20 protein-coding genes and 2 rRNA genes are annotated in these 23,135 nt (G+C 51.5%); 12 read left to right on the top strand and 10 right to left on the bottom strand.

Going from position 1 to position 23,135, the window contains the following annotated elements; all coding sequences use genetic code 11:
• Nucleotides 1-192: 192 nt before the first annotated feature.
• From AC55FS_RS07130 to AC55FS_RS07140, 3 genes are all read left to right on the top strand, one after another.
• Nucleotides 193-3,080: ribosomal RNA gene (locus AC55FS_RS07130) — 23S ribosomal RNA — on the top strand.
• 164 nt (nt 3,081-3,244) lie between these two features.
• Nucleotides 3,245-3,360 (top strand): 5S ribosomal RNA (gene rrf / locus AC55FS_RS07135).
• A gap of 204 nt (nt 3,361-3,564) precedes the next feature.
• Nucleotides 3,565-3,744 (top strand): hypothetical protein, encoded by a 180-nt coding sequence (locus AC55FS_RS07140; protein ID WP_496933914.1) that lies wholly within the window; start codon nt 3,565-3,567, stop codon nt 3,742-3,744.
• A 396-nt stretch (nt 3,745-4,140) separates the two neighbouring features.
• Here the strand turns inward: AC55FS_RS07140 and AC55FS_RS07145 are convergent, their stop codons facing one another.
• A complete protein-coding gene (locus tag AC55FS_RS07145) occupies nt 4,141-4,725 on the bottom strand; it encodes a lysophospholipid acyltransferase family protein (RefSeq protein WP_496935382.1) in 585 nt (194 codons plus the stop codon).
• A 187-nt stretch (nt 4,726-4,912) separates the two neighbouring features.
• Here AC55FS_RS07145 and dnaE point away from each other — a divergent pair, with 187 nt between their 5' ends.
• From dnaE to AC55FS_RS07175, 6 genes are all read left to right on the top strand, one after another.
• On the top strand, nt 4,913-8,398 hold the full coding sequence (gene dnaE, locus AC55FS_RS07150) for a DNA polymerase III subunit alpha (protein WP_496935383.1): 3,486 nt from the start codon (nt 4,913-4,915) through the stop codon (nt 8,396-8,398).
• On the top strand, nt 8,379-9,680 hold the full coding sequence (gene tilS / locus AC55FS_RS07155; protein ID WP_496935384.1) for a tRNA lysidine(34) synthetase TilS: 1,302 nt from the start codon (nt 8,379-8,381) through the stop codon (nt 9,678-9,680). The genes dnaE and tilS overlap by 20 nt, the downstream gene beginning before the upstream one ends.
• Nucleotides 9,681-9,737: 57 nt before the next feature.
• Nucleotides 9,738-10,169: a hypothetical protein gene (locus AC55FS_RS07160; RefSeq protein ID WP_496935385.1), complete on the top strand. Its 432-nt coding sequence runs from the start codon at nt 9,738-9,740 to the stop codon at nt 10,167-10,169.
• Nucleotides 10,160-10,591, top strand: a complete 432-nt coding sequence (locus AC55FS_RS07165; RefSeq protein WP_496935386.1) for a hypothetical protein — start codon at nt 10,160-10,162, stop codon at nt 10,589-10,591. The genes AC55FS_RS07160 and AC55FS_RS07165 overlap by 10 nt, the downstream gene beginning before the upstream one ends.
• 42 nt (nt 10,592-10,633) lie before the next feature.
• A complete protein-coding gene (locus AC55FS_RS07170) occupies nt 10,634-12,241 on the top strand; it encodes a DUF4124 domain-containing protein (protein WP_496935387.1) in 1,608 nt (535 codons plus the stop codon).
• 71 nt (nt 12,242-12,312) lie between these two features.
• The gene (locus AC55FS_RS07175; protein ID WP_496935956.1) at nt 12,313-13,098 is read left to right on the top strand and encodes a glutathione S-transferase family protein; all 786 of its coding nucleotides are present in this window, start codon (nt 12,313-12,315) and stop codon (nt 13,096-13,098) included.
• Here the strand turns inward: AC55FS_RS07175 and nhaD are convergent.
• The 7 genes from nhaD to AC55FS_RS07210 form a co-directional block, all read right to left on the bottom strand.
• Nucleotides 13,033-14,289 carry a sodium:proton antiporter NhaD gene (nhaD, locus tag AC55FS_RS07180; RefSeq protein WP_496935388.1) on the bottom strand — a complete coding sequence of 419 codons (1,257 nt, stop codon included), beginning with the start codon at nt 14,287-14,289 and terminating at the stop codon, nt 13,033-13,035. The genes AC55FS_RS07175 and nhaD overlap by 66 nt on opposite strands.
• A gap of 113 nt (nt 14,290-14,402) precedes the next feature.
• Nucleotides 14,403-15,053 (bottom strand): cyclic nucleotide-binding domain-containing protein, encoded by a 651-nt coding sequence (locus AC55FS_RS07185; RefSeq protein WP_496935389.1) that lies wholly within the window; start codon nt 15,051-15,053, stop codon nt 14,403-14,405.
• Between the two features lie 199 nt (nt 15,054-15,252).
• Nucleotides 15,253-16,035, bottom strand: a complete 783-nt coding sequence (map, locus tag AC55FS_RS07190) for a type I methionyl aminopeptidase (protein WP_496935390.1) — start codon at nt 16,033-16,035, stop codon at nt 15,253-15,255.
• Entirely contained in the window at nt 16,025-16,237 is a 213-nt protein-coding gene (locus tag AC55FS_RS07195; protein WP_496935391.1) for a ParD-like family protein, read from the bottom strand. Before AC55FS_RS07195 ends, map begins: the two co-directional genes overlap by 11 nt.
• Nucleotides 16,238-16,449: 212 nt before the next feature.
• Entirely contained in the window at nt 16,450-18,042 is a 1,593-nt protein-coding gene (locus AC55FS_RS07200; RefSeq protein WP_496935392.1) for an ABC-F family ATPase, read from the bottom strand.
• Between the two features lie 14 nt (nt 18,043-18,056).
• Entirely contained in the window at nt 18,057-19,085 is a 1,029-nt protein-coding gene (locus AC55FS_RS07205) for a CvfB family protein (RefSeq protein ID WP_496935393.1), read from the bottom strand.
• A gap of 57 nt (nt 19,086-19,142) precedes the next feature.
• Nucleotides 19,143-19,421: a peptidylprolyl isomerase gene (locus tag AC55FS_RS07210; protein ID WP_496935394.1), complete on the bottom strand. Its 279-nt coding sequence runs from the start codon at nt 19,419-19,421 to the stop codon at nt 19,143-19,145.
• A 171-nt stretch (nt 19,422-19,592) separates the two neighbouring features.
• On the opposite strand from AC55FS_RS07210, the gene upp reads away from it, so the two are divergent.
• Genes upp through AC55FS_RS07225 form a run of 3 tightly spaced genes read left to right on the top strand, consistent with a single transcriptional unit; the run spans nt 19,593 to nt 21,865 of the window.
• On the top strand, nt 19,593-20,219 hold the full coding sequence (upp, locus tag AC55FS_RS07215) for a uracil phosphoribosyltransferase (RefSeq protein ID WP_496935395.1): 627 nt from the start codon (nt 19,593-19,595) through the stop codon (nt 20,217-20,219).
• 14 nt (nt 20,220-20,233) lie between these two features.
• Nucleotides 20,234-21,523, top strand: a complete 1,290-nt coding sequence (locus AC55FS_RS07220) for a uracil-xanthine permease family protein (protein WP_496935396.1) — start codon at nt 20,234-20,236, stop codon at nt 21,521-21,523.
• An 18-nt stretch (nt 21,524-21,541) separates the two neighbouring features.
• Nucleotides 21,542-21,865, top strand: a complete 324-nt coding sequence (locus AC55FS_RS07225) for a DUF3301 domain-containing protein (RefSeq protein ID WP_496935397.1) — start codon at nt 21,542-21,544, stop codon at nt 21,863-21,865.
• A 70-nt stretch (nt 21,866-21,935) separates the two neighbouring features.
• On the opposite strand, the gene AC55FS_RS07230 is transcribed toward AC55FS_RS07225, so the two are convergent.
• Both AC55FS_RS07230 and AC55FS_RS07235 read right to left on the bottom strand, forming a co-directional pair.
• On the bottom strand, nt 21,936-22,658 hold the full coding sequence (locus AC55FS_RS07230; RefSeq protein WP_496935398.1) for a glutamine amidotransferase-related protein: 723 nt from the start codon (nt 22,656-22,658) through the stop codon (nt 21,936-21,938).
• A complete protein-coding gene (locus tag AC55FS_RS07235) occupies nt 22,658-22,927 on the bottom strand; it encodes a DUF3820 family protein (protein WP_496935399.1) in 270 nt (89 codons plus the stop codon). Before AC55FS_RS07235 ends, AC55FS_RS07230 begins: the two co-directional genes overlap by 1 nt.
• Nucleotides 22,928-23,135: the final 208 nt, after the last annotated feature.

The raw sequence follows: 23,135 nt of genomic DNA on the forward strand, positions 1-23,135 counted from the left end.
CTTTAATGCTTTTAATACAAGACTTCGGTCCTGTATTGCTCTTTAAAAATTTGGATACATGAGAATGAGAATTCTCAAGCGAACCGGCGGTTGCTTGATTTGATTAATTACTACCCGTAATTAATCAGTAAGCCCAACCATAAAGTTTCACATTTCATAGCTTGTAAATGTTGAGACGGTTTGGGGTTATATGGTCAAGTGACTAAGCGTGCACGGTGGATGCCTTGGCATCTGGAGGCGATGAAAGACGTGGTAGCCTGCGATAAGTTTCGGGGAGGTGGCAAACAACCTTTGATCCGGAAATCTCTGAATGGGGAAACCCACCTGTCATAAGGCAGGTATCTGCAACTGAATACATAGGTTGTAGAGGCGAACCGGGAGAACTGAAACATCTAAGTACCCCGAGGAAAAGAAATCAACCGAGATTCCCTTAGTAGCGGCGAGCGAACGGGGACCAGCCCTTAAGCTGCTTTGTAGATAGTAGAACGCTCTGGAAAGTGCGGCCGTAGTGGGTGATAGCCCCGTATACGAAATCTTATCTGCAGTGAAATCGAGTAGGTCGGGACACGTGATATCCTGACTGAATATGGGGGGACCATCCTCCAAGGCTAAATACTCCCAGATGACCGATAGTGAACCAGTACCGTGAGGGAAAGGCGAAAAGAACCCCTGTGAGGGGAGTGAAATAGATCCTGAAACCGTGTACGTACAAGCAGTGGGAGCCGACTTTGTTCGGTGACTGCGTACCTTTTGTATAATGGGTCAGCGACTTAATGTTAGTGGCAAGGTTAAGCTTATAGCGGAGCCGTAGGGAAACCGAGTGTTAACTGCGCGTCCAGTCGCTAGCATTAGACCCGAAACCGGGCGATCTATCCATGAGCAGGTTGAAGGTTGAGTAACATCAACTGGAGGACCGAACCCACTGTCGTTGAAAAGCCAGGGGATGACTTGTGGATCGGAGTGAAAGGCTAATCAAGCCCGGAGATAGCTGGTTCTCCTCGAAAACTATTTAGGTAGTGCCTCGGACGAATGCCACTGGGGGTAGAGCACTGTTAAGGCTAGGGGGTCATCCCGACTTACCAACCCTTTGCAAACTCCGAATACCAGTGAGTACTATCCGGGAGACACACGGCGGGTGCTAACGTCCGTCGTGAAAAGGGAAACAACCCAGACCGTCAGCTAAGGTCCCAAAGTTACAGTTAAGTGGGAAACGATGTGGGAAGGCTAAAACAGCTAGGAGGTTGGCTTAGAAGCAGCCACCCTTTAAAGAAAGCGTAATAGCTCACTAGTCGAGTCGGCCTGCGCGGAAGATATAACGGGGCTCAAACTGTACACCGAAGCTACGGATGCACTTTGTGCATGGTAGAGGAGCGTTCTGTAAGCCGTTGAAGGTCAAGGTGTGAACCAGGCTGGAGGTATCAGAAGTGCGAATGCTGACATGAGTAACGATAAGGGGTGTGAAAAACATCCCCGCCGGAAACCCAAGGGTTCCTGTCCAACGTTAATCGGGGCAGGGTTAGTCGGCCCCTAAGGCGAGGCTGAGAAGCGTAGTCGATGGGAAACAGGTTAATATTCCTGTACTTGTTTGTAGTGCGATGGGGGGACGGAGAAGGCTAGGCCAGCACGGCGTTGGTTGTCCGTGTTTAAGCTGGTAGGCAGAGAACTTAGGTAAATCCGGGTTCTTAATGCCGAGACGTGATGACGGTGACTCTACGGAGTCCGAAGTGGTCGATGCCATGCTTCCAGGAAAAGCCTCTAAGCTTCAGCTACAAAGAAACCGTACTCTAAACCGACACAGGTGGGTAGGTAGAGAATACCAAGGCGCTTGAGAGAACTCGGGTGAAGGAACTAGGCAAAATGGCACCGTAACTTCGGGAGAAGGTGCGCCGGTTTTGGTGAAGGACTTGCTCCGTAAGCTGAGACCGGTCGAAGATACCAGGTGGCTGCGACTGTTTATTAAAAACACAGCACTCTGCAAACACGAAAGTGGACGTATAGGGTGTGACGCCTGCCCGGTGCCGGAAGGTTAATTGATGGGGTTAGCATCTGCGAAGCTCTTGATCGAAGCCCCGGTAAACGGCGGCCGTAACTATAACGGTCCTAAGGTAGCGAAATTCCTTGTCGGGTAAGTTCCGACCTGCACGAATGGCGTAACGATGGCCACACTGTCTCCACCCGAGACTCAGTGAAATTGAATTCGCAGTTAAGATGCTGCGTTCCCGCGGCTAGACGGAAAGACCCCGTGAACCTTTACTACAGCTTCACAGTGAACTTTGAATTGGCTTGTGTAGGATAGCTGGGAGGCTTTGAAGCCAGGACGCCAGTCCTGGTGGAGCCAACCTTGAAATACCAGCCTGGTCAATTTGGGGTTCTAACTCAGGTCCATTATCTGGATCGAGGACACTGTGTGGTGGGTAGTTTGACTGGGGCGGTCTCCTCCCAAAGAGTAACGGAGGAGCACGAAGGTCGGCTAATCTTGGTCGGACATCAAGAGGTTAGTGCAATGGCATAAGCCGGCTTAACTGCGAGACAGACACGTCGAGCAGGTACGAAAGTAGGTCATAGTGATCCGGTGGTTCTGTATGGAAGGGCCATCGCTCAACGGATAAAAGGTACTCCGGGGATAACAGGCTGATACCGCCCAAGAGTTCACATCGACGGCGGTGTTTGGCACCTCGATGTCGGCTCATCACATCCTGGGGCTGAAGCCGGTCCCAAGGGTATGGCTGTTCGCCATTTAAAGTGGTACGCGAGCTGGGTTTAGAACGTCGTGAGACAGTTCGGTCCCTATCTGCCGTGGGCGTTTGAGATTTGAGAAGAGTTGCTCCTAGTACGAGAGGACCGGAGTGAACGAACCTCTGGTGTTCCGGTTGTATCGCCAGATGCATTGCCGGGTAGCTACGTTCGGACGGGATAAACGCTGAAAGCATCTAAGCGTGAAGCCTCCTTCAAGATGAGATCTCACTGGAACTTCGAGTTCCCTGTAGGGCCCAGGAAGACTACCTGGTTGATAGGCAGGGTGTGTAAGCGTTGTGAGGCGTTGAGCTAACCTGTACTAATTGCCCGTGAGGCTTGACCATATAACACCCAAACCCGGGTGGGCGGCTGAAACTTCAGCACAAGCCAAGAAATACGAACAGGCACCGCCGGTTCGCAAGAGAATTCTCAAAAACACTCATGTATCCAACCTTATTTGAAGTCACGTCGCTGAACGCGTAAGACGACAACACTTCATACAGGTTTGCTTGACGACAATAGAGCTGTGGAACCACCTGAATCCATCCCGAACTCAGAAGTGAAACGCAGCATCGCCGATGGTAGTGTGGGGTCTCCCCATGTGAGAGTAGGTCATCGTCAAGCTCTTATTCAAAACCCCGGTAGCTCACGCTATCGGGGTTTTTTCGTTTTAAATCGCCAACAATCATAGCCACGCCAGACCGAACGCCGTTCTAGACCTATCGAAGTCATAATGCCGCGATCCTGCGCTTATTCTACAGCCTCGCTAGCGCACGCTACTCATCTCTCACCCCAAGGTTTTTAGTGGTATATCGCCAGGCGCTCATCGTGGCGTTGCTATTTAATACGGTCATTATCAGTGCTGATGCCAATAGCCCAAAAATCCCCAGCATTTTATTACGCCTAGCCAACTTCTCCTCGTGTTACCTAATCATGCTCACCAACACCGATGCTGATATTGGCATCACGGACAAACGCCTTTCAGCAATGACCTACTGGCTTAGGTAAATTCGGAGGATGTGTATTGAACGCAGCAAACAGTGGAGCATCGTAAACCTACGATGCTCCCAAAAGCCTCGCGAGGAACATTGGCTTGGCTAGGTAAAGACGTGATTTAAAAAGATATAAAAGGTGGAATAAAGCAATGAAGGCCGTGCGATAACGGCCGCTTGTCTTGTCGGCGCTAGACGTCGTGCAATACCAACTTGCGGTCTGCTTGAATTTAAGCGAGCTAGCTAGAGTTACCTACAAAGACTGTGAGCAGTCTGGCTGTTGCCATCTAATAAGAAAAGGTACAGGTGTGGACTGAGCTGAAAACAGCGAATGTTCGAGTCGATCAAACGATTAATAAACATCTAAGCCCTCCACGTGAGAGGGCTTGTGACCGAATATTAGGGCTGAGGATTAGGCTTGGTATTTATCCGTTATTCGCCCAGCGATATGGGCATAGTGTTTACGAATATCTGCGATATCCTGTTGCACATCTCCGGTGGGTTTAAACGTCCCTAAAACGCCACCGGTTTTGCGTTGATAATCCAAAAAGCCCATCAAAATAGGTACCTGAGCGCCGTTGGCAATGTGGTAAAAACCAGTTTTCCAGTCACTGACCTTACTGCGTGTGCCCTCCGGTGGCACGATCAAAAACAGTCGATCATTGGTTTTAATGGTGGCGATGGAGGCATCCACCAAATTATTTGATTTTGAACGATCGACGGGCACTCCGCCCATCCACATCATTAGGTGCTTAAAGGGTGGTTTGAAAATAGATTTTTTGCCCATCCAGTAAATAGGCGTGCGCATGACAAAGGCGATCATCAGCATATAGGGCAAATCCCAGTTGCTGGTGTGCGGTGCAGCAATCATGACGCACTTGCGAAGATCTCGCGGAATCTCTCCGGTAATTTTCCAGCCTTTTAAGCGTAAGTACAGCAGTGAGCCGGCTCTCAGCAAGTGACTGACAATGGGGGTATCAAACATGGTGCGATGCATGAAATTGTTCTCTGTTATGGGCGTATCCTGTCGCCAGGTTAGGCATCCATCCTAGCGTAGCCAAATGTCGGCCATGATACCTCAGCTAATGCTGAAGTGCCTGTCTGACACGACACTCGATGGCGATAGCCTTCCGTCATCAGGCTGGTAAAATGGCCTTTGATCAATGATGCCTGCATGAGTCTTTATGCCTTCGACCTTTGTCCACCTCCGCGTTCATTCCGAATATTCCCTTTATGACAGCACGATACGTGTTAAGGGGCTGATTTCGAAGATCGCCGCCGAGCAGATGCCCGCAGTGGCGCTGACGGATCAGATGAATCTGTTTGCCTTGGTGAAGTTTTACAAAGGGGCTTTGGGAGCCGGCGTTAAGCCAATTCTAGGAGCTGATCTTTGGCTAGAGAATCCTGATGACCCGTTTAAGCCCAATCGCGTCACCGCGCTGTGTCTGACATCTGCTGGCTATTTGCTGCTACGCGAGCATATATCCCGTGCTTACATGGAAAATCAGCATCAGGACATGCCGCAGGTAAAACGAGAGTGGCTGCTGGAAGACAATGACGGCTTGATTTTGCTGTCAGGTGGTCGTGATGGAGATATTGGTCAGCGCATTCTTAAAGGCCGGCTGCAAGATGCTGAAGCGCTAACGCGTGAATACATGGCAGCCTTTGGCGACCGTTTTTATTACGAAGTACAGCGCACTGGCAGACCGGGTGATGAAGCCATTGTCAAAGCCGGAGTTATGCTCGCGCCCAAGCTCAATATGCCATTGGTGGCCACCAATGATGTGCGTTTTATGACCATGGATGATTTTGATGCCCATGAAACACGGGTCTCAATTGGCCAGGGTTATGCGTTGGATGATAAGCGCCGGCCACGCGATTATAGCGAACAACAGTACTTGCGCAGTGCCGCAGAGATGGAGCAACTGTTCGCGGATCTCCCCTCAGCGCTGCAAAACACGGTAGAAATAGCCAAACGCTGCAGTGTTGAAGTACAGCTGGGCAAATACTTCCTGCCGGATTACCCGATTCCCACCGGCATGACGGAAGATGAGTTTTTCCGTCGCATCTCTGAGGTAGGTCTTGAAGAGCGCCTTGAGAAGATCCTCGATAAGTCAGATCCCGACTATCAGCAAAAACGCACGCCTTATGACGAGCGCTTGAAGTTTGAGCTCGACATCATCATTCAGATGGGTTTTCCCGGCTACTTCTTGATCGTGATGGACTTTATCCAGTGGGCCAAGGATGAAGATATTCCCGTTGGCCCTGGGCGTGGCTCCGGTGCCGGATCGTTAGTGGCTTATGCCTTAAAAATTACCGACCTCGATCCGCTGGAATACGATCTGCTGTTCGAACGCTTTTTGAACCCGGAGCGGGTCTCGATGCCGGATTTCGATATCGACTTTTGTATGGAAGATCGTGAGCGCGTTATTGAATACGTGGCCGATAACTATGGTCGAGAAGCGGTATCGCAGATTGTGACCTTCGGCACCATGGCGGCGCGGGCTGTGGTGAGGGACGTAGCTCGAGCACAAGGCAAGTCCTTTGGTTTAGCGGACAAATTATCCAAACTGATTCCTGGCGACCCAGGCATGACGCTGGAAAAAGCCTTAGCCAGCGAAACGGCGTTAGAGGAATTCCTGAACGAAGATGAGGAAGCCCAGGAAATCTGGGAGATGGCGCTAAAACTTGAGGGCATCGCTCGACAGACCGGTAAACACGCCGGTGGTGTGGTCATCGCACCCACCAAGTTGACCGATTTCTCTGCCACTGCCTGTGAACCCGGTGGCGCTGGTTTGATCACCCAGTTTGATAAAAACGATGTGGAAGAAGCGGGTCTGGTGAAGTTCGACTTCCTAGGTCTGCGTACACTGACCATTATCGATTGGGCATTAGAAACCATCGATCGGCTGCGTGCCAAAGAAGGACTGCCGCCACTCGATATTAATGCCATTCCGCTGGATGACACACCGTCCTACGACTTACTTAAGGCGGCGCAAACGACGGCGGTATTCCAGCTCGAATCACGTGGTATGAAGGATCTGATTCGACGCCTACAGCCTGACAATATCGAAGATATGATCGCACTGGTGGCTTTGTTTCGTCCTGGCCCACTGGAGTCGGGTATGGTAGATGACTTCATTAACCGTAAACACGGTCGCGCTCAAGTCGCTTATCCACACCCTGACTACCAGCATGACAGCCTGAAAGAAATTCTGGAGCCGACCTACGGGGTCATTGTTTACCAGGAGCAGGTGATGCAGATTGCCCAGACCCTGGCCGGTTATACCCTGGGTGGAGCTGACATGCTGCGCCGCGCCATGGGTAAGAAAAAACCTGAAGAAATGGCCAAACAACGGGAAATCTTCCGCAGTGGTGCCATTAGCCAGGACGTTGATCCTGACCTGGCGATGAAGATCTTTGACTTGGTAGAGAAGTTTGCCGGCTACGGCTTTAACAAATCTCACTCGGCCGCCTATGCCGTGGTGTCTTACCAAACGCTGTATCTAAAGACCCATTACCCGGCGCCCTTTATGGCGGCGGTGTTGACGTCAGATATGCAAAATACCGACAAAGTCGTCACCTTTATTGAAGAGTGTCGGCAGATGGCTATTGAGCTAGTACTGCCTGATGTTAATCAGAGTCATTATGGTTTTACCGTCAACGAGCAAGGTTCCATCGTGTATGGCCTAGGGGCGGTTAAAGGCGTCGGCGAAGGGCCGATTGAAGCCATTATTGCCGGGCGCCAAGACGGTCCCTACCGGGATTTGTTTGATTTCTGCAAACGCATCGATCATGGCCGTATAAACAAACGGGTGTTAGAGGCGCTGGTACGTTGTGGTGCTTTTGATAACCTGGAACGAACAGCGCCACGAGCAGTATTGATGGCCAGCATTGAGGATGCGCTCAAGAGCGCCAGTCAAAATGCTGCCAACCAGGCGGCGGGTATTATGGACCTGTTTGGCGAGGCCGAAGCCGAGGCTAGTTTGACGTCCGACCCTTATGAGCGCTATCGCCAGATACGAGAGTGGTCGCTGAAGGAACGTTTGTCTGGTGAAAAAGACACGCTAGGCCTATTTGTTACTGGACACCCGTTCGACGAATATGAGCAGGAAGTCCGACAGCTGGTGCCAACCCGACTGTCGAATTTGCAAGAGGGCAAGGGCACGCAAAAACTAGCGGGCCTGATCGTCGATATGCGGCTGATGAAAAATAAACGCGGCGCGACTATGTGCTTCGTCACCCTAGACGATCGCAGTGGACGCATGGAAGTGGCGCTGTTTTCCGATGTTTACGAGCAAGTGCGTGAGCTGATCGCTAAAGATAAGGTGCTGATCCTCGAAGCCCAAGTCAGTTATGACGACTATTCTGGCGGCTTAAAGGCTACCGGCCGCAGCGCTATGGAAATCAGTCAGGCGCGTCTCAGTTATGCCAAAGCGCTGCGACTCAGAGTGCAGGCCAATGGCATTGGTGAGCAGTTCTGCCAGCAGCTGCGACAGCAGCTAACCACTCGTATCGATGGTTGTCCGGTGGTCTTGGACTATCGCAACGACGTCGCACGCTGCGATATTCGCTTAGGTGACCAGTGGCGAATCGACCCCAGTGATGAGCTGCTTCAAGAGCTCAAGTACGCTTATGGAGAGGATGCCGTTGAGTTGGTCTTCCATTGATCGTCAACGTCTGCTGCAGGAGCTGCAAACACTGGCTCCCGAAGGACAAATATGGGTGGCTTACAGTGGTGGCTTAGACTCAACCGTACTGCTGCACTGTTTGGCTCATTCGCCGTTAAAAGCACGTGTTAGAGCGTTACACATCAACCATGGTTTATCTGCGTTAGCGGGGCAGTGGCAACAGCATTGCTTGCAGCAAGCACAAAGCTGGCAAGTGCCTTTGACGGTGCGTTCAGTGGCGGTCAACATTGCTGGTGATGGCTTAGAGCAAGCAGCAAGGAAGGCACGCTATCAAGAGTTTGAGCGTTGTTTGGTGAGCGGTGATGTATTAGTGCTGGGCCATCATGGTGATGATCAACTTGAGACCTTTGCCCAGAGGTGGTTGCGCGGCAGTGGAGTGCAGGGGTTAGCCGCCATGCGCCGGCAGCGACCATTGGCGGCCGGTCTGCTACTGCGACCATTGCTGTCGGTCTACCGCAGCGAGCTGGAACAGTATGCCTGTCAAAACCAGCTTAGTTGGATAGAGGATGATTCTAATTGCGACGTTCGGTTAACGCGCAACTGGTGGCGTCATAACGGTTTGCCACCCATTTGGCAGCAATACCCAGATGCGAAAACAGCCGCATTACGTACTGTGGAGCGGTTGCAACAAGATGCTGATTTACTGACGGTTCTACTGCAACAGCAGTTACAGCCTTTGCTGTCACAAAGCTGCTGGCCAGGCACCACGGCTAGCCGTTTGAATTTAGAACTATTGCTGCAACAGCCGCTGCTAATGCACAGCTATCTGCTGCGCTTGTGGTGGCAAAGTCAGGGCGCACAAGCGCTCAGTGAAGCACGTTTACAATCGCTATTAGACAGTTTGCATTCCGCATCCGACAAGTGTCCCGGTGGCCAGGTTGGTGACTACCGTTGGCGGCGCTATCAGCAGCATCTGTATTTGTTCCAGCCGGTGGCTGTGCCCGTTGAAGTGTCGATAGCCACTTTGCCATCGAGCTGGGCATTGGGCGAACTGGTGTTTGAGGGTGAACTGCCCGATGGCTGGCGGATCGTGGCGGCTGACGGCTTCGCGCAAAATCAGTTCAAACCGCAGGGGCGTCCAACTAAGACGTTGAAAAAATGGTGGCAGCAGTGGCAAGTTCCGGTTTGGCTACGCAATATTTGGCCTATCTTAGTTGACGATGACCAGCAGGTGAGAGCTGTCGCACAGTTAGGCAACGTAGGTGGCTTAGCAGCAAACATGGATCACAAAATCACGCTGCAGTGGTGCAGAACGGGCTAGGAGCGCTGCTTACAATCAGGTAAAGTTGCACTTTCGTCCATCACGCAGAAAAGTGTAATGCGTTTTTTGAAACAATCACTGCTGATCTCTGCTCTCTTGTTGCCGTCTTTCGCTATGGCACTGTCTGTTTATCAGGTCGATGCTGAGTTATTTTTTGCTGGCCAACAAATGAGCAAGTCGTCCTATGTCATTCTTGAAGGCGATAGCAGTCGATTTGAAGAACGTGGTGAGGGGGGGTATCAGCTGATCTTAAGCGTGGATGAAAATGCCAACAACACTTACACCATTCACAGTCAAATTCTGTCAGATAACGGTAAACAGCTGATTCTACTGGGAACTCCTTCGATACAAGTTCTGCCTGATAACGTTGGGCAAGTTGAATTTGAAGCGGAATCTGTAGGCGTGGTGCAGTTGTCGGTAAACTTGGTGCGCCACGAACAGGTGGATGAAAGTGAGCTAACTGAATGCGAGTACCGGGAATGCCAGTGAGTTGGATATTCGCCCTGGTTTGTATGGGATGCAGCGAGCCATCAGAGCATATCTTGCGTGGCCATAAGCACGATGCTGCAATTTACAATGAGATCGCTGTTGATGCTGCAAGCACCAGTAAATCAGAGTCTGTCGTGCCTCTTCAGCCAGCTCAAGATGAGCAGGTGTCTGAGGTCGTTGAGATGGCTAGTGTTAAACAGCGCCGTCCTCTTAACTTGACCCTGCCAAAAGAGTTACTGGAAGAGACGAGTGCTGAACGGCTAGCCAATCCTTTCCCCAATCTGTTTCGTGATGAAGATGCCAGTGGCAGAATGAGTTTGTCGGGCACGCTTTACTGGGACGAAACAGAGCAAGCGGAAGAGGTTCCGATTCTAGAAAGCATCAACGGTGCTGGTCTGGAAATTATAATTCTTACTCCGTAGGGGCGGTTAAGGCCGTTACGGAGTCATTCTGCTCTATTTATCATGATGAAGCTCATCGCACTTTCTTTTCTCTGGTTGCAATGCCTCACAGTTGCCCACGCAGGTATTTATCGCTGGGTAGACGCTGATGGCAAGGTGCATTTCAGTGATAAAAATCCTGCAGGACAATCGACACAACAGGTGGTAACACCGGCTTCCACGGCGGATGAAAGCGAGGGGGTTGAACTCAACTCTGCGCCTGACAATGGCAGTTGGGTGGCCGATTGGGCCCAGGCAAAGTCGAGGTTACTTCAGTATCGGCAGTGGCTACTAAGCGGCAACTATCAGCAGCTTAATGATGGCTTGGAACAACTGAGCAAGCAGCGAGAGCAAGATAGTTTGCTGGAGCGCCAAGAGGTATGGATTTACCAATCGTTAGCTGGAGTAGATCCCCGCTTTGATCAACCCATTGAGGATTGGGTTCGACATTCCCCCGCTCATTATCAGCCCTATTTAGTGCGCCTTAATGCGCTGTTGGCCAAAGCCTTCCAAGCTCGTGGAGGAAAGGTGATTGGTGATACGAAGGCAGAGCAGATTGCTGCCATGACGTCTTTTGTTGAACAAGCTATGCCAGATATTAACCGGGTGTTGAATCGAAACCCTCGGGCGCTAGCAGCCTACAGTAGCGGAATTTGGGTCTATAAACTGGCTGGAAAAGAACGCAGTGCTGAAGCACTTTATCGCCAAGGTCTGGATTATATTCCAGCCAGTGAACATTTATACCAAAGCTTTATTCGCTCTCTTAGACCACGCTGGGGAGGAAGCTATGAAGCTATGCAAAGCGTCGCCTCTCAAGCGAAAGAGTCTGCAAGGCTGAACCCTCGACTGCTTGATGTGGAGGCTGAAATCACAGCAGATGCCATGAAAACTTTGATTCACTCCAACCGCTACCGAGAGGTTTTAAGCTTTTTGTCAGACGACGAAAGTAGTCCTTTATTACAGCGTTACCTTGGTAAAGCGCACTACCACTTAGAGGACTACGAGCAGAGTATTCACTGGTTGCAGCGGTCGATGCAGGGCAATCCATTTGCAACCGATACCAGTTACCAGCTGGCGCGTGCTCAATATAAGCACAAAGACTACTATCACGCGGCTCAATCAATCAGTCGAGTTATTCTTAGTGAGCCTTGGAGTACTCGCTATCAAGCTAGGGCGGCTAGGATTGCGGAAAGCCTGATCTACGACCTGCGCAAGAACATTTCCCTTTACACTCAGCAAGAGCAGTCGAGCAGGGTTGAGCTGGCCGAGCAACTGGGTGGTTATGATGCCGATGCACGTTTACAGCTTGCTTTTTACTATTGGGATGTGAAACAGCCGCAAAAGGCTGAGGCAGAGTTTAAACACTTATTGCAAGTGGCTCCCGATAATTTGCGTGTACACCGTCAGTACGACCGTTTTCTGGTGGTTCATGGCAGGCAATGGCACAAAATAGTGGCTTTCTGGCAGAGCTACCTGCAACGTCATCCTGATGACAGTATTGCTTGGTTGGAAATTGGTGGCACCTATCTCCATATGAAGAAGTTTGACAAGGCTAAAGAGGCTTGGCTGAAATCAGCCGCATTAGGTAACGTCGAGGCCCAGCAAAACTACGACAGTATCCGCCACTTGTAGACCGATTATCATTTGCCACGCCATGGCGGTCTGCTATGGTGAGCCTTTTGTTGGCAAGGAACGGCGTTGTGATGAGGCTGTATCAATTTCCGGTATCGCATTTCTGCGAGAAAGTACGTTGGGCGATGGACTACAAAGGCCTGCATTATGAAACCGTTGATCTTATGCCGGGTCGGCATATGCGCAAGGTTCGTTCTTTGGCCGCTGAAACCAGTGTTCCATTACTGGTCGATGGTGGTCTCAAAATTCAGGGCTCGGCAGCCATCATCGATTATCTTGAACGCGAATATCCGCAACACAGCTTAACGCCTGGCGCGGCTAAGGATCAGCAACGGGCGCGTCAATGGGAGCAGCGTCTGGACGATGAAACTGGGCCTGATGTGCGGCTGTTGTGTTACCACTATTTGTTGCAACAGCCCTCGTTAATTATTCCGATGCTGTGTCACCGCCAGCCCTGGTATACCGGCTGGTTGCTGCGCTTGGGATTTGGCAAGGTAGAAAAGGGTATGCGACGTTGGATGCGCATCAATGAGCGCACCGCCAATGCGGCTCAGAAAAGGCTGCAAAGCACATTGCAGGACCTAGGGCAGGCGTATCAAGACGGACGCTTTCTCGCAGGCCCTACTTTTAGTCGCGCTGATATCACTGCTGCAGCCTTGTTAGCTCCGCTATTCCAGCCGCAGCAGTTTGATCTGCCATGGCCTCAGTCTATGCCAGCGGAGTTGCAAGGGTGGATTCAACAGCAGCGTCCTTATCTGGAGCCGCTGCAGTCTCTGTATCAGCAGTATCGATCAGTGCGTCACGAACAGACCGAGCAGCAAGACAGCCCCATAGCCGACGCTATAAGCCACCAGTAACGCGGCAAAGTAGCGTATATAGGCACCAAAGGTCAGTGCGGGGATTTTGCTCATAGCAACAATGCCCGCAGCTGAGCCAATAATCAGCAGTGATCCCCCCACCCCAACGGCATAGGTTAGGCTCATCCATTCTTGCAAAGACATGCTAACGTCGGCTTTCAGCAGGGCAGCGGTCAGTGGTACGTTGTCGATCACGGCTGACAACAGCCCCATCAGATAATTTGCTGCCCAGGCTGGCATAATTTCGTACAAGCGAACAAAGGTGTCCAGCGCTTCTATTTCCTTCAATGCCCCGACCAACAGTAAAATACCGAGGAAAAACAGCAGGGTATCGAACTCGATTTGACGAATGTAATTTAGAATCGGGTGATTTTCCGTGTCCTCGCCAAACGCCCTTGCGACCAAAAACATCACTGACAAACCGGTTAGAAAACTCAGTACTGGAGGGATATCAAACAGTACGTTACTGATGATGGTACTAATGATAGTTAGCAAGAAGACCACGGCAATGACGACATCCACACGCTGAACATCGGTGGGCTTGCGATCGATGGTCGCGACAGCGCTTAACGGCCGGGCCAGCAGTAAGGTCAATACCAGTACTGCGAGCAATGCTGGAGCGGATAGCAGCAGTAGGTTAACAATGCTGACCTTACCGGCCAGGAAGATCATTAAGGTAGTGACGTCACCGGTAATCATGGCGACGCCGCCCGAGTTGACTGAAAACACCACCACAGTGGCGAAGCGTAAGGTTTTCTTAGCCGGCAAGCGCAACGATAAGATCAGCGCGACCGAGACCAAGGTGGCGGTAATATTGTCTGCCAGCGATGAAAAGGCGAAGGAAAATAAGGCGGCTAATAACAGCAGCTTGCGTTCTGATATCTGGCCTGGCAGCAATTTATAGATCAGGCTTTCGATTAAGCCCTTTTTGTTGAGGTAAGCAACAAAGGTCATCGCAGCGAGCAGAAACAGCCATAAACTGGCAATTTCGGCGATATTTTCGTCTAAGCCGGACTTCACTCGAAGGTGATGGGCGGTATCAGGGGTGAAAACAAACAGCAAAACCCAGGACAGAGCACCTAAAAACAGCACCACCTGAGCTTTGTTAATGTGAATAACTTCTTCCAGTACGACGGCCAGCAGACCGATCAGCGCTAGAGAGATCAGCACATAGGGGAGAAAATCGGGCATGTGTCACTCATTACGGCAAGAAAACGCGCGTTATTGTAATGGTCTGACCAAGGTCTATGAAGGAACAAATCGTCGTATTAAAGGTGGCGTGGCGAATAATCCACGCCGTTGAGTTAAAAACTCACCCATTCACCTTCGCCACCATTCATGCTGCTGTTCCAGTCGTTCAGCAGCTCAGCTAATTGGTTGGCCAGATCATGCAGTGCATGCAGCTCCTCTACGGTGTTCTTTGGACCGGTATACAGAGGCAGCTTACGCAGACGTCCTACCAGCGGGTGATCTGGCAACTCCATCTTGTTGCGCTCTAAGGTCCAACGCAGATTATTCGACAGCATACGAAAGAAACTGATTTTGGTGGCCAAAGTAAAGGTCGAAAATTCATTGATATCGTTAAAATGTTGATAATCAATGCCCGCTAGCAACGCGTTGCGAGCTTTAACCCGAATGGAAGCCGAGCGGCGATGATTAAGCAACATGGCCATAACACCAAACATCTCGCCTGGGTTAATTTCGTTGATAACTTCTTTCTTCTCGTCATCGGCCAACACTTCTAACTGACCTCGCAGCAGAAAATACAGGGTGTTGGCATCGTCGCCGCGGTGCAAGATAGTTTCATCTGCCTCGGCGGTGATGAATTGGGACACGCTCATCAGCAATTCAAATTGTGAGCTGTCGGTTTGGATTAGGTCTTTAAAGAAGGTGACGCCGTTGACCATGCGTTGCAGAGAATCAAGCGGATACTCCTCACGAGTGACACGATGCATTGTGAATCCTTGAATCTGTTAGTAGATCGACTATAGCACGCCCCGGGCAGGAAAAAAGACGTGCTGTAGATAGGATGTGAACTGGTTGGATTGGACTTGATCTGACACAGAACTTAACAATGTACCTCGTGATTATTGTCACAAATATGGCCGCAAAGCCTTGCTGTCACTGGTGTTTTGACTATTGATTTTTATGTTTTTAATGGTTGCTATGGCGTAACTCGTCCGCTCTTAGAGTCAATACCTCGACTCCGTCTTCTGTCACCGCCAAGGTGTGCTCCCACTGGGCAGATAAGCCCTTATCCCGAGTTAATACGGTCCAGCCATCGCTTAAATGGCGTAGTCGGTGGCTGCCCTGATTGATCATGGGCTCAATGGTAAAGGTCATGCCGGGTTGCAGGACCAGGCCGGTGTTGGCTCTGCCATAGTGCAGTACTTCGGGAGCTTGATGCATTTGCTGGCCAATACCATGGCCACAATAGTCACGTACCACGCTGTAGCCTGCCTGTTCTGCCAGCCGCTGAATGGCATGCCCTACGTCTCCCAAGCGAGCTCCAGGTTTGACGGCATTGATACCTGCCCACAGCGCATCATAGGTGGTGTCAACTAAGCGCCGTGCTTCGTTTGATACTGACCCGATGCAATACATCTTGCTGGAATCGGCGATATAGCCATGTTTTTCCAGCGTGATATCGATATTGATAATGTCGCCGTCACGCAGAATATCTTTGTCGTTCGGCATGCCGTGACAGACCACTTCATTAGGTGAAGCATTTAGCACATAAGGGTAATCGTACTGGCCTTTGCTGGCGGGCCGAGCTCTCAGCTCATCGATAATAAAGCGCTCGACCAGATGATTGACTTCCATAGTGCTGATGCCAGCTTGCATGTGCTGATCCAGCATGGCAAACACCTGTGCCAGTAGTTCGCCGGCATGGCGCATGTGCTGCAGCTGCTGAGCGGTTTTAAGTTCAACTGGCATGCTGCAATAACTCCTGTAATGACGCCTGAGGGTGCTTTAACAGCAAGCGCGTTAGTTCTGGATAGGTCAGCTGTGGATTGAGTTCGGCCAGCATGCCAAGGCGCAGCCAGTGTTCGGCTTGGGCGTTGATGGAGCGAGACATAGCCTGACTGGCATCGCGCAGATCGTCATGCAGCTGGTCGTTGATTTTTACGATACCCATTATTTGATCCGTTACGTTTTATATATGAATCGTATGTTGGTAGCGGTGTGGATAAAAATCAAGGGAGACAACGGCCGGGGTGATAAAAACACGGCTAGCAAAAGCAGGGCCGGCAAAAACAGGATTAACAAAGACAGGGCGGCAAAGGTAATAAAAACAAAAACGCCGGGCAAAGCCCGGCGTCAGTGATCTGATTACGCTGTGGAGGAGAGTTACTCCAGCCCTTGCGACTTAAGGTACTCGTCATAGCTGCCGTGGAAGTCGACGATCTTATTGTCTTTGATCTCGATGATGCGGGTCGCTAATGAGGATACAAACTCGCGGTCATGGGAGACAAACACCAAGGTGCCTTCGTACAGCTCCAGCGCCAGGTTGAGTGACTCAATGGACTCCATGTCCATGTGGTTGGTGGGCTCATCCATTAACAAGACGTTGTGATTGCCCATCATCAGCTTGCCAAACAATAAGCGGCCTTTTTCACCACCGGAGCAGACCTTGACCGATTTTTTGATTTGGTCCTGGTTAAATAGCAAACGTCCCAGGCTGCCGCGTACGGCCTGATCATCATGTTCCTGGGTCTTCCATTGCTCCATCCAGTCGTACAGATTCTGGCCGCCTTCAAACTCGTATTCGTGATCCTGAGCGTAATAACCCACATCGGCGTTTTCGGCCCATTTGACGGTGCCTTGGTTCGGCTGCAGCACACCCGCCAAGCATTTCAGGAAGGTGGTTTTACCGGCACCGTTAGCACCAATCACAGCAATTTTCTCACCGGCCTCGACCATTAAATCGGTATTGGCAAACAGGGTTTCACCGTCGTAACCGTGCGACAGCTCGGTGATTTCGAGAGCCAGGCGGTGCAGCTTTTTCTCTTGGGTAAAGCGAATAAACGGACTTTGACGGCTCGACGGCTTGATGTCGTTGAGTTCAATTTTGTCGATCTGCTTGGCACGTGAGGTGGCCTGCTTGGCTTTTGAGGCATTGGCAGAGAAGCGGCTGACGAACTGCTTCAGTTCGGCAATCTGTGCTTTCTTACGAGCATTGTCGGCTTGCAAGCGTTCGCGTGCCGCCGTTGAAGCGATCATAAAGTCGTCGTAGGTGCCCGGGTAAATCTTGATATCACCGTAATCGATGTCGGCCATATGGCTGCACACCGAGTTAAGGAAGTGACGGTCGTGGGAAATGATGATCATGGTGCACTTCATGTCGTTAAGCACACCTTCCAACCAGCGAATCGTATGGATGTCGAGGTTGTTGGTGGGCTCATCGAGCAGCAAGATGTCAGGGCTGGAAAACAGCGCCTGGGCCAATAACACCCGTACCTTCAAGCCTGGAGCTACTTCAGCCATAGGACCATTGTGGTATTCCTGTGGGATGCCAGCCCCCAGTAGCAGTTCACCGGCGCGGGCTTCGGCGGTGTAGCCGTCCAGCTCGGCAAATTCGCCTTCCAGCTCGGCGGCACGCATGTAGTCTTCTTCGCTGGCCTCTGGGTTGGCGTAGATGGCATCGCGCTCCTGACGAATGGCCCACAGTTCGCGATTGCCCATCATGACGGTATCGAGCACCATAAACTCTTCAAAGGCAAACTGGTCCTGATTCAGTTTACCTAAGCGCTCGCCTGGGCTGATGCTCACGGAACCTGCAGATGGCTCTAATGAGCCATCAAGAATTTTCATAAAGGTGGATTTGCCACAGCCATTGGCACCAATCAGGCCATAGCGGTTGCCGTCACCGAATTTGACGGAAATGTTCTCAAACAGTGGCTTGGCACCAAACTGCATGGTGATGTTGGCGGTCGTAATCACTATAAAATCCTGATTTAACTAGACTTTTTGGATGAAAGGGAAAGTGTATTGGCGCCTTTGCGAGGGTTGCGATAAACCTTCTTGCTCGGTGCCTTAGTGCCGCTTTGCTGCTTCAATTGTGCTGCTGCGGCCTGGGCTTGTTTGCTGGGTGTTTTAGGCTCTTGTGGCTTGCGGCCTTTAACGGGCTCAGCGTCGGTGAGGGCAATGGACTGATCTTCTAAGCGTATCTTACCCAGCTTTAACAGCCGGCCGATGGTGGCTTTAAACGCCCGCTTAGACATACCGAGCTGTTGCTCGACGTCTTCAGGACTGCTCTGATCACTCAGCCACAGTCTGCCATCTTGCTGCTTGAGTTTGTCGAGAATGCGCTCTGCCAGCAGATTAACTTTGTCCTTGCCGACCGGCTCTAGACTCAAGTCCAGCCGACCATCGTCGCGCACGCGTTTGATGTAGCCGGTCAGGCGCTGTCCAGGCCGCACGGCGGTGCGAACATCATTATTGTGTAACACGCCCCAGAACTGGTCATCGACCACGGCTTTATAACCAAGATCGGTACGCTGGCTGATCAACAGCTTAACGCGATCGCCATTGTTATAGGGATCATCAGCGCCTGGCCACTGAGCTTTGGCTTCGTCTTTGATAAAACGATTCAGCCGAGTGGAGCCAATTAGGCGGCCAGTATTGTCGGTAGTGACATATACCAGGCACTGCTGACCGACCTGCAGGCGTTGCTTTTGCTCGGCAAACGGCACCAGCAAATCTTTGGCAAGACCCCAATCGAGAAAGGCACCTGTGTTATTGACGTCTTTAACGCTGAGGTGGGCCACTTGTCCGGCTTGCGCTCGAGGGCGCTGGCGGGTGGCGATCCAGCGATCGTCCGAGTCGAGATAGACGAACACGGTCAGCTCATCGCCCACCTTAATGCCGTCAGGGCACTGATTGTTGGGCAGCAAGATAGGTTGTTGATCATCGTCATCGAGGTAGGCACCCTGAGGGGCCAGCTCGACCACGGTCAGAGTATTGGTGCGTCCGAGTTCGGCCATGCCGTGTGCGCCTGTATGCAGTCAAAACAAAGCGCGCGAGTGTAGCACGAGCGGCGCTTAGCTTCGATAAATGGTCTCGATCAGATGATAGCCAAAGCGGGTGCGCACCGGTCCCTGGATTTGTAACAAGGGGCCTTTAAAGACGGCATCATCAAATGCCTTGGCCATCTCACCCCGATTAAACTCACCCAAACTGCCGCCATTAGCCTTGGATGGGCACAGCGAATGACGTTTGGCCAGCTGCGCAAAATCGGCACCTTTGGCCAATTGTTGCTTCAGTTCTAGCGCTTGGGATTTGGATTTCACCAGAATGTGGCGGGCGCAAGCTCGGCGCATTATTCGTTCCTTTTTCGCGACTCAATCGGTCAGGGTCAGCACCTGACTATTGGCCATTATGCCGCAAAATCTAACCGTCTGGTTATTGTATTGCTTCGCCCTGAGCGCTGCTTATGCGAGAATCGCGCGCCGAAAATTGCCGTTATCGTTACCTACAGCAGGGGAGAGCCCATGAGCGTTCATGAAATTCGTCATCCACTGGTCCGACATAAGCTGGGACTGATGCGAGCTAAAGACATCAGCACCCGCACCTTTCGTCAACTCGCCGGGGAAGTGGGCAATCTGCTGACCTACGAAGCCACCAAAGATTTGGAACTAGAAGATTACAGCCTGGAAGGTTGGTGCGGAGAAATTCAGGCGGAGCGCATCTTAGGTAAAAAAATCACTGTGGTACCCATTTTACGCGCCGGCCTTGGCATGTTGGACGGTGTACTTGAGCTGTTGCCGAGCGCCAAAATCAGCGTAGTGGGTTTGTATCGCGATGAAGAAACTCTGGAGCCGGTTAGCTACTTTGACAAGCTCGCTGGGGATATCGATCAGCGCATGTCATTAGTGGTCGATCCTATGCTGGCGACTGGAGGCTCCATGATTGCCACCATCGATTTGCTGAAAAAAGCCGGTTGTACCAGCATTCGTGCCTTGGTCTTGGTGGCCGCTCCAGAAGGCATCAAAAAAGTACAGCAGGCGCATCCTGATGTCGATATTTATACCGCTTCTGTCGATAGTCACCTGAACGAGCATGGTTACATTATTCCTGGCCTCGGTGATGCCGGCGACAAGATCTTTGGCACCAAATAATTGAGGCGACTCTTATGATTGACGCTAAACATCAGGCCAGTTTGCGCACCGCGCTGTCTGGCTTGCAAATGCTGTTTGTGGCCTTTGGCGCGCTGGTATTAATGCCACTAATTACAGGTCTTAATCCATCCGTTGCTTTGTTCACCGCAGGCATTGGAACCTTGTTGTTTCAACTAGTGACCAAACGCTCGGTGCCGGTGTTTCTGGCATCGTCGTTTGTGTTCATTGCCCCGATTTCTTATAGCGTTGAAACCTGGGGCATGGCAGCGACCATGGGAGCCCTGTTTTTCGCAGGATTAGTGTATGTTGCATTGGCGGGGCTGGTGGCCGTTAAAGGGCCGGGTTTTCTGCATCGACTGATGCCGCCGGTGGTGACGGGCCCCATCATTATGGTGATTGGCCTTGGGCTGGCGCCCATTGCTGTCAATATGGCGATGGGCAAAACCGGTGATGGCAGTGCCGAATTGTTTCCCTATACCGACGCAGTGATTGTCTCCATGGCAGCACTGGCGGTGACCTTGCTGGTGTCAGCGGTAGGTAAAGGTATATTCCGTTTAGTACCTATTTTGGCTGGAGTGGCGGTAGGCTACGCCCTGGCCTGGATGTTTGGCATGGTCGATATGACACCCGTCGAGCAAAAGAGCTGGCTGGCCATCCCAGATTTTGTCGCCCCTGAGTTTAATCTCAACGCCATTTTGTTTATGTTGCCGATTGCTATTGTGCCGGCCATTGAACATGTGGGGGATGTACTGGCCATTGGCAGTGTGACGGGTAAAGACTATGTCGAAAAACCGGGCCTGCACCGCACCCTGTTGGGTGATGGCTTAGCGACCTCTGCAGCGTCACTGTTTGGTGGGCCGCCTAATACCACCTACTCGGAAGTGACGGGTGCGGTGATGCTGACGCGGGCCTTTAATCCTGTGGTGATGACTTGGGCTGCGGTGTTTGCCATCGCACTGGCCTTTATTGCCAAGTTTGGAGCCTTTTTGCAGACTATTCCAACGCCTGTGATGGGCGGTATTTTGGTATTGCTGTTTGGCTCCATCGCCAGTGTTGGTTTGAATATTTTGGTGAAGGCGCGAGTAGATATGTCTGCGCAGCGTAACCTGGTGATTGTCGCTACCACGCTGGTATTTGGTATCGGCGGCATGGCCATTGGCTCAAAGGATTGGAGCTTGCAGGGCATTGCTTTATGCGGCCTGGTGGCCATTGTTCTAAATTTGATTTTGCCGCATCACGCGGACACGGAAGATTTGCATGAAGAACAAGCAGTTGTGGATGAGTTTGTCGGTCAACAGCGCTAATCAAGCAGGAATAAGCGCATGAGCTGGGCGCTGTTGATTGTGGTTGTCTCTGCCGGTTTGGCATGGCTGCTGTGGCAGCGCCAGCAACAGGCAAAAATGATGGCCTTGTTTATCCTGCGCCGTCATTGCCAGCAACTGCAGTTGCAGTTGCTGGATGACACTCTATATATGTGCGGTTGGCGTTTATTAGCAGGACGCTGGTTGGATCCGGGTCGTTGGAACCTCGAGCGCCGTTATTGCTTTGAGTTTTCTTCTGGCCAAGGCACAGAACGCTACCAAGGCGAGCTGGTGCTGCACGGACGGCGGCTGGTGTCACTCGACTTAGAACCCCATCACTTGTAAGCCGCAAGTGCGCCTGGGTGCCTGCCGTCGGTGTTTAAAGGTGCCGATGGCAGGACCATAGCCTCACGTATTAGCTCTCTGCTGATTTGGCAAGATCGATAAAGCTCAACAGCCAATGACCGATGCGCTCTTCGTCGGTGGCTTGGTATAAGCCTTCAAAACTGCGTTGCAGCTTTTCGGTGCCAATGCTGTCCGCCCTACGGGGTAACAGGCGTTGTAAATAATCACGACTGAATTCCGGGTGGCCTTGTAGGCCCAATACTTGATCGCCGATAAAAAAGGCGGCATTGGGACAGAAATCGCTGCCAGCTAAGCGTCTGGCACCGCGTGGCAAGCGTTCAACCTGATCTCTGTGGCTGTATAACAATCGGATATGCTGCTGCTCGTCATTAAGCCATAACGGACGGTGCTCAACGGCGGTGGTATGCACGCCTATGCCCCATCCTTTTGGGCTAGGACCAGCAAATCCGCCCAGGCTATGGGCCAAAATTTGGTGACCAAAGCAAACCCCTAACAAGCGCTGACGCTGCTCAAACGCCATTCGGATCCAGTCTTGCAGTTGCTGAATCCAGGGCTCTTGGTCGTAAACACCGCTCTTTGACCCTGTAATCAGCCAGGCATCACACTCGTCCAGGCTTTGCGGCCATTCCCCTTGGCAAATATGGTAGTGGCGGTAGTCGAGTCGAGCAGATAAGGCATCAAAATACTGGCGGAACATCCAGCCGTAAGAGCGATAATCGTCAATGAGATCACTGTAAAGTTCGTCCGCTTCCAGTATGCCCAGTCGTGTCATTAATGCAGCTCCGTTGAGGTCTTTGTGTGAGGATTGTAGGTGCTGTGCTTGCCTTGGCGCAGCGGTGTTAGCAGATCCTCCAGTCCATTGATTTTAATTTCCAAAGCCAGTGCTAGCCATTGGCCCAATTGGCCGTTAGGCCAACCCTGTTTTTGCAGCCACAGTAGATAAGGCTCTGGTAGATCAATCAGCAAACGACCCTGGTATTTGCCAAATGGCATGGGAGTCGTGACGAGTTGCAGCAAATCCTGTTTGTCCCACATTGGCATCGGTACTTGTCAAAGAATAAGTCAAGATGATGCCTGCCAGGGGATTGTGATGACAAGTGCCGAGGGGATGTGCTCGCTGTCATACCCGGTTGATGGTTTCGGTGGTATATTCCAGCCACGGAATGATCTGTGTCGTTTGTAGCCCGGTTAAAGCTGATCGTGTCATGCATGCACGTCGAGCGTAGCCGACCAGTCCAAACTTGAACGG

The sequence above is a fragment of the Bacterioplanes sp. CLAM21 genome (genome assembly GCF_059641015.1).

What these genes read in the sequence shown, in the direction of transcription:
- nhaD (WP_496935388.1), bottom strand. Translation starts at nt 14,289, where the DNA reads ATGCCCGATTTTCTCCCCTATGTGCTGATCTCTCTAGCGCTGATCGGT.
- AC55FS_RS07225 (WP_496935397.1), top strand. Translation starts at nt 21,542, where the DNA reads ATGAGCTGGGCGCTGTTGATTGTGGTTGTCTCTGCCGGTTTGGCATGG.
- AC55FS_RS07205 (WP_496935393.1), bottom strand. Translation starts at nt 19,085, where the DNA reads ATGGCCGAACTCGGACGCACCAATACTCTGACCGTGGTCGAGCTGGCC.
- AC55FS_RS07170 (WP_496935387.1), top strand. Translation starts at nt 10,634, where the DNA reads ATGATGAAGCTCATCGCACTTTCTTTTCTCTGGTTGCAATGCCTCACA.
- AC55FS_RS07220 (WP_496935396.1), top strand. Translation starts at nt 20,234, where the DNA reads ATGATTGACGCTAAACATCAGGCCAGTTTGCGCACCGCGCTGTCTGGC.
- AC55FS_RS07195 (WP_496935391.1), bottom strand. Translation starts at nt 16,237, where the DNA reads ATGGGTATCGTAAAAATCAACGACCAGCTGCATGACGATCTGCGCGAT.
- upp (WP_496935395.1), top strand. Translation starts at nt 19,593, where the DNA reads ATGAGCGTTCATGAAATTCGTCATCCACTGGTCCGACATAAGCTGGGA.
- AC55FS_RS07165 (WP_496935386.1), top strand. Translation starts at nt 10,160, where the DNA reads ATGCCAGTGAGTTGGATATTCGCCCTGGTTTGTATGGGATGCAGCGAG.
- AC55FS_RS07235 (WP_496935399.1), bottom strand. Translation starts at nt 22,927, where the DNA reads ATGCCAATGTGGGACAAACAGGATTTGCTGCAACTCGTCACGACTCCC.
- AC55FS_RS07230 (WP_496935398.1), bottom strand. Translation starts at nt 22,658, where the DNA reads ATGACACGACTGGGCATACTGGAAGCGGACGAACTTTACAGTGATCTC.
- AC55FS_RS07160 (WP_496935385.1), top strand. Translation starts at nt 9,738, where the DNA reads ATGCGTTTTTTGAAACAATCACTGCTGATCTCTGCTCTCTTGTTGCCG.
- AC55FS_RS07185 (WP_496935389.1), bottom strand. Translation starts at nt 15,053, where the DNA reads ATGCATCGTGTCACTCGTGAGGAGTATCCGCTTGATTCTCTGCAACGC.
- AC55FS_RS07175 (WP_496935956.1), top strand. Translation starts at nt 12,313, where the DNA reads ATGAGGCTGTATCAATTTCCGGTATCGCATTTCTGCGAGAAAGTACGT.
- AC55FS_RS07145 (WP_496935382.1), bottom strand. Translation starts at nt 4,725, where the DNA reads ATGCATCGCACCATGTTTGATACCCCCATTGTCAGTCACTTGCTGAGA.
- AC55FS_RS07210 (WP_496935394.1), bottom strand. Translation starts at nt 19,421, where the DNA reads ATGCGCCGAGCTTGCGCCCGCCACATTCTGGTGAAATCCAAATCCCAA.
- map (WP_496935390.1), bottom strand. Translation starts at nt 16,035, where the DNA reads ATGCCAGTTGAACTTAAAACCGCTCAGCAGCTGCAGCACATGCGCCAT.
- dnaE (WP_496935383.1), top strand. Translation starts at nt 4,913, where the DNA reads ATGCCTTCGACCTTTGTCCACCTCCGCGTTCATTCCGAATATTCCCTT.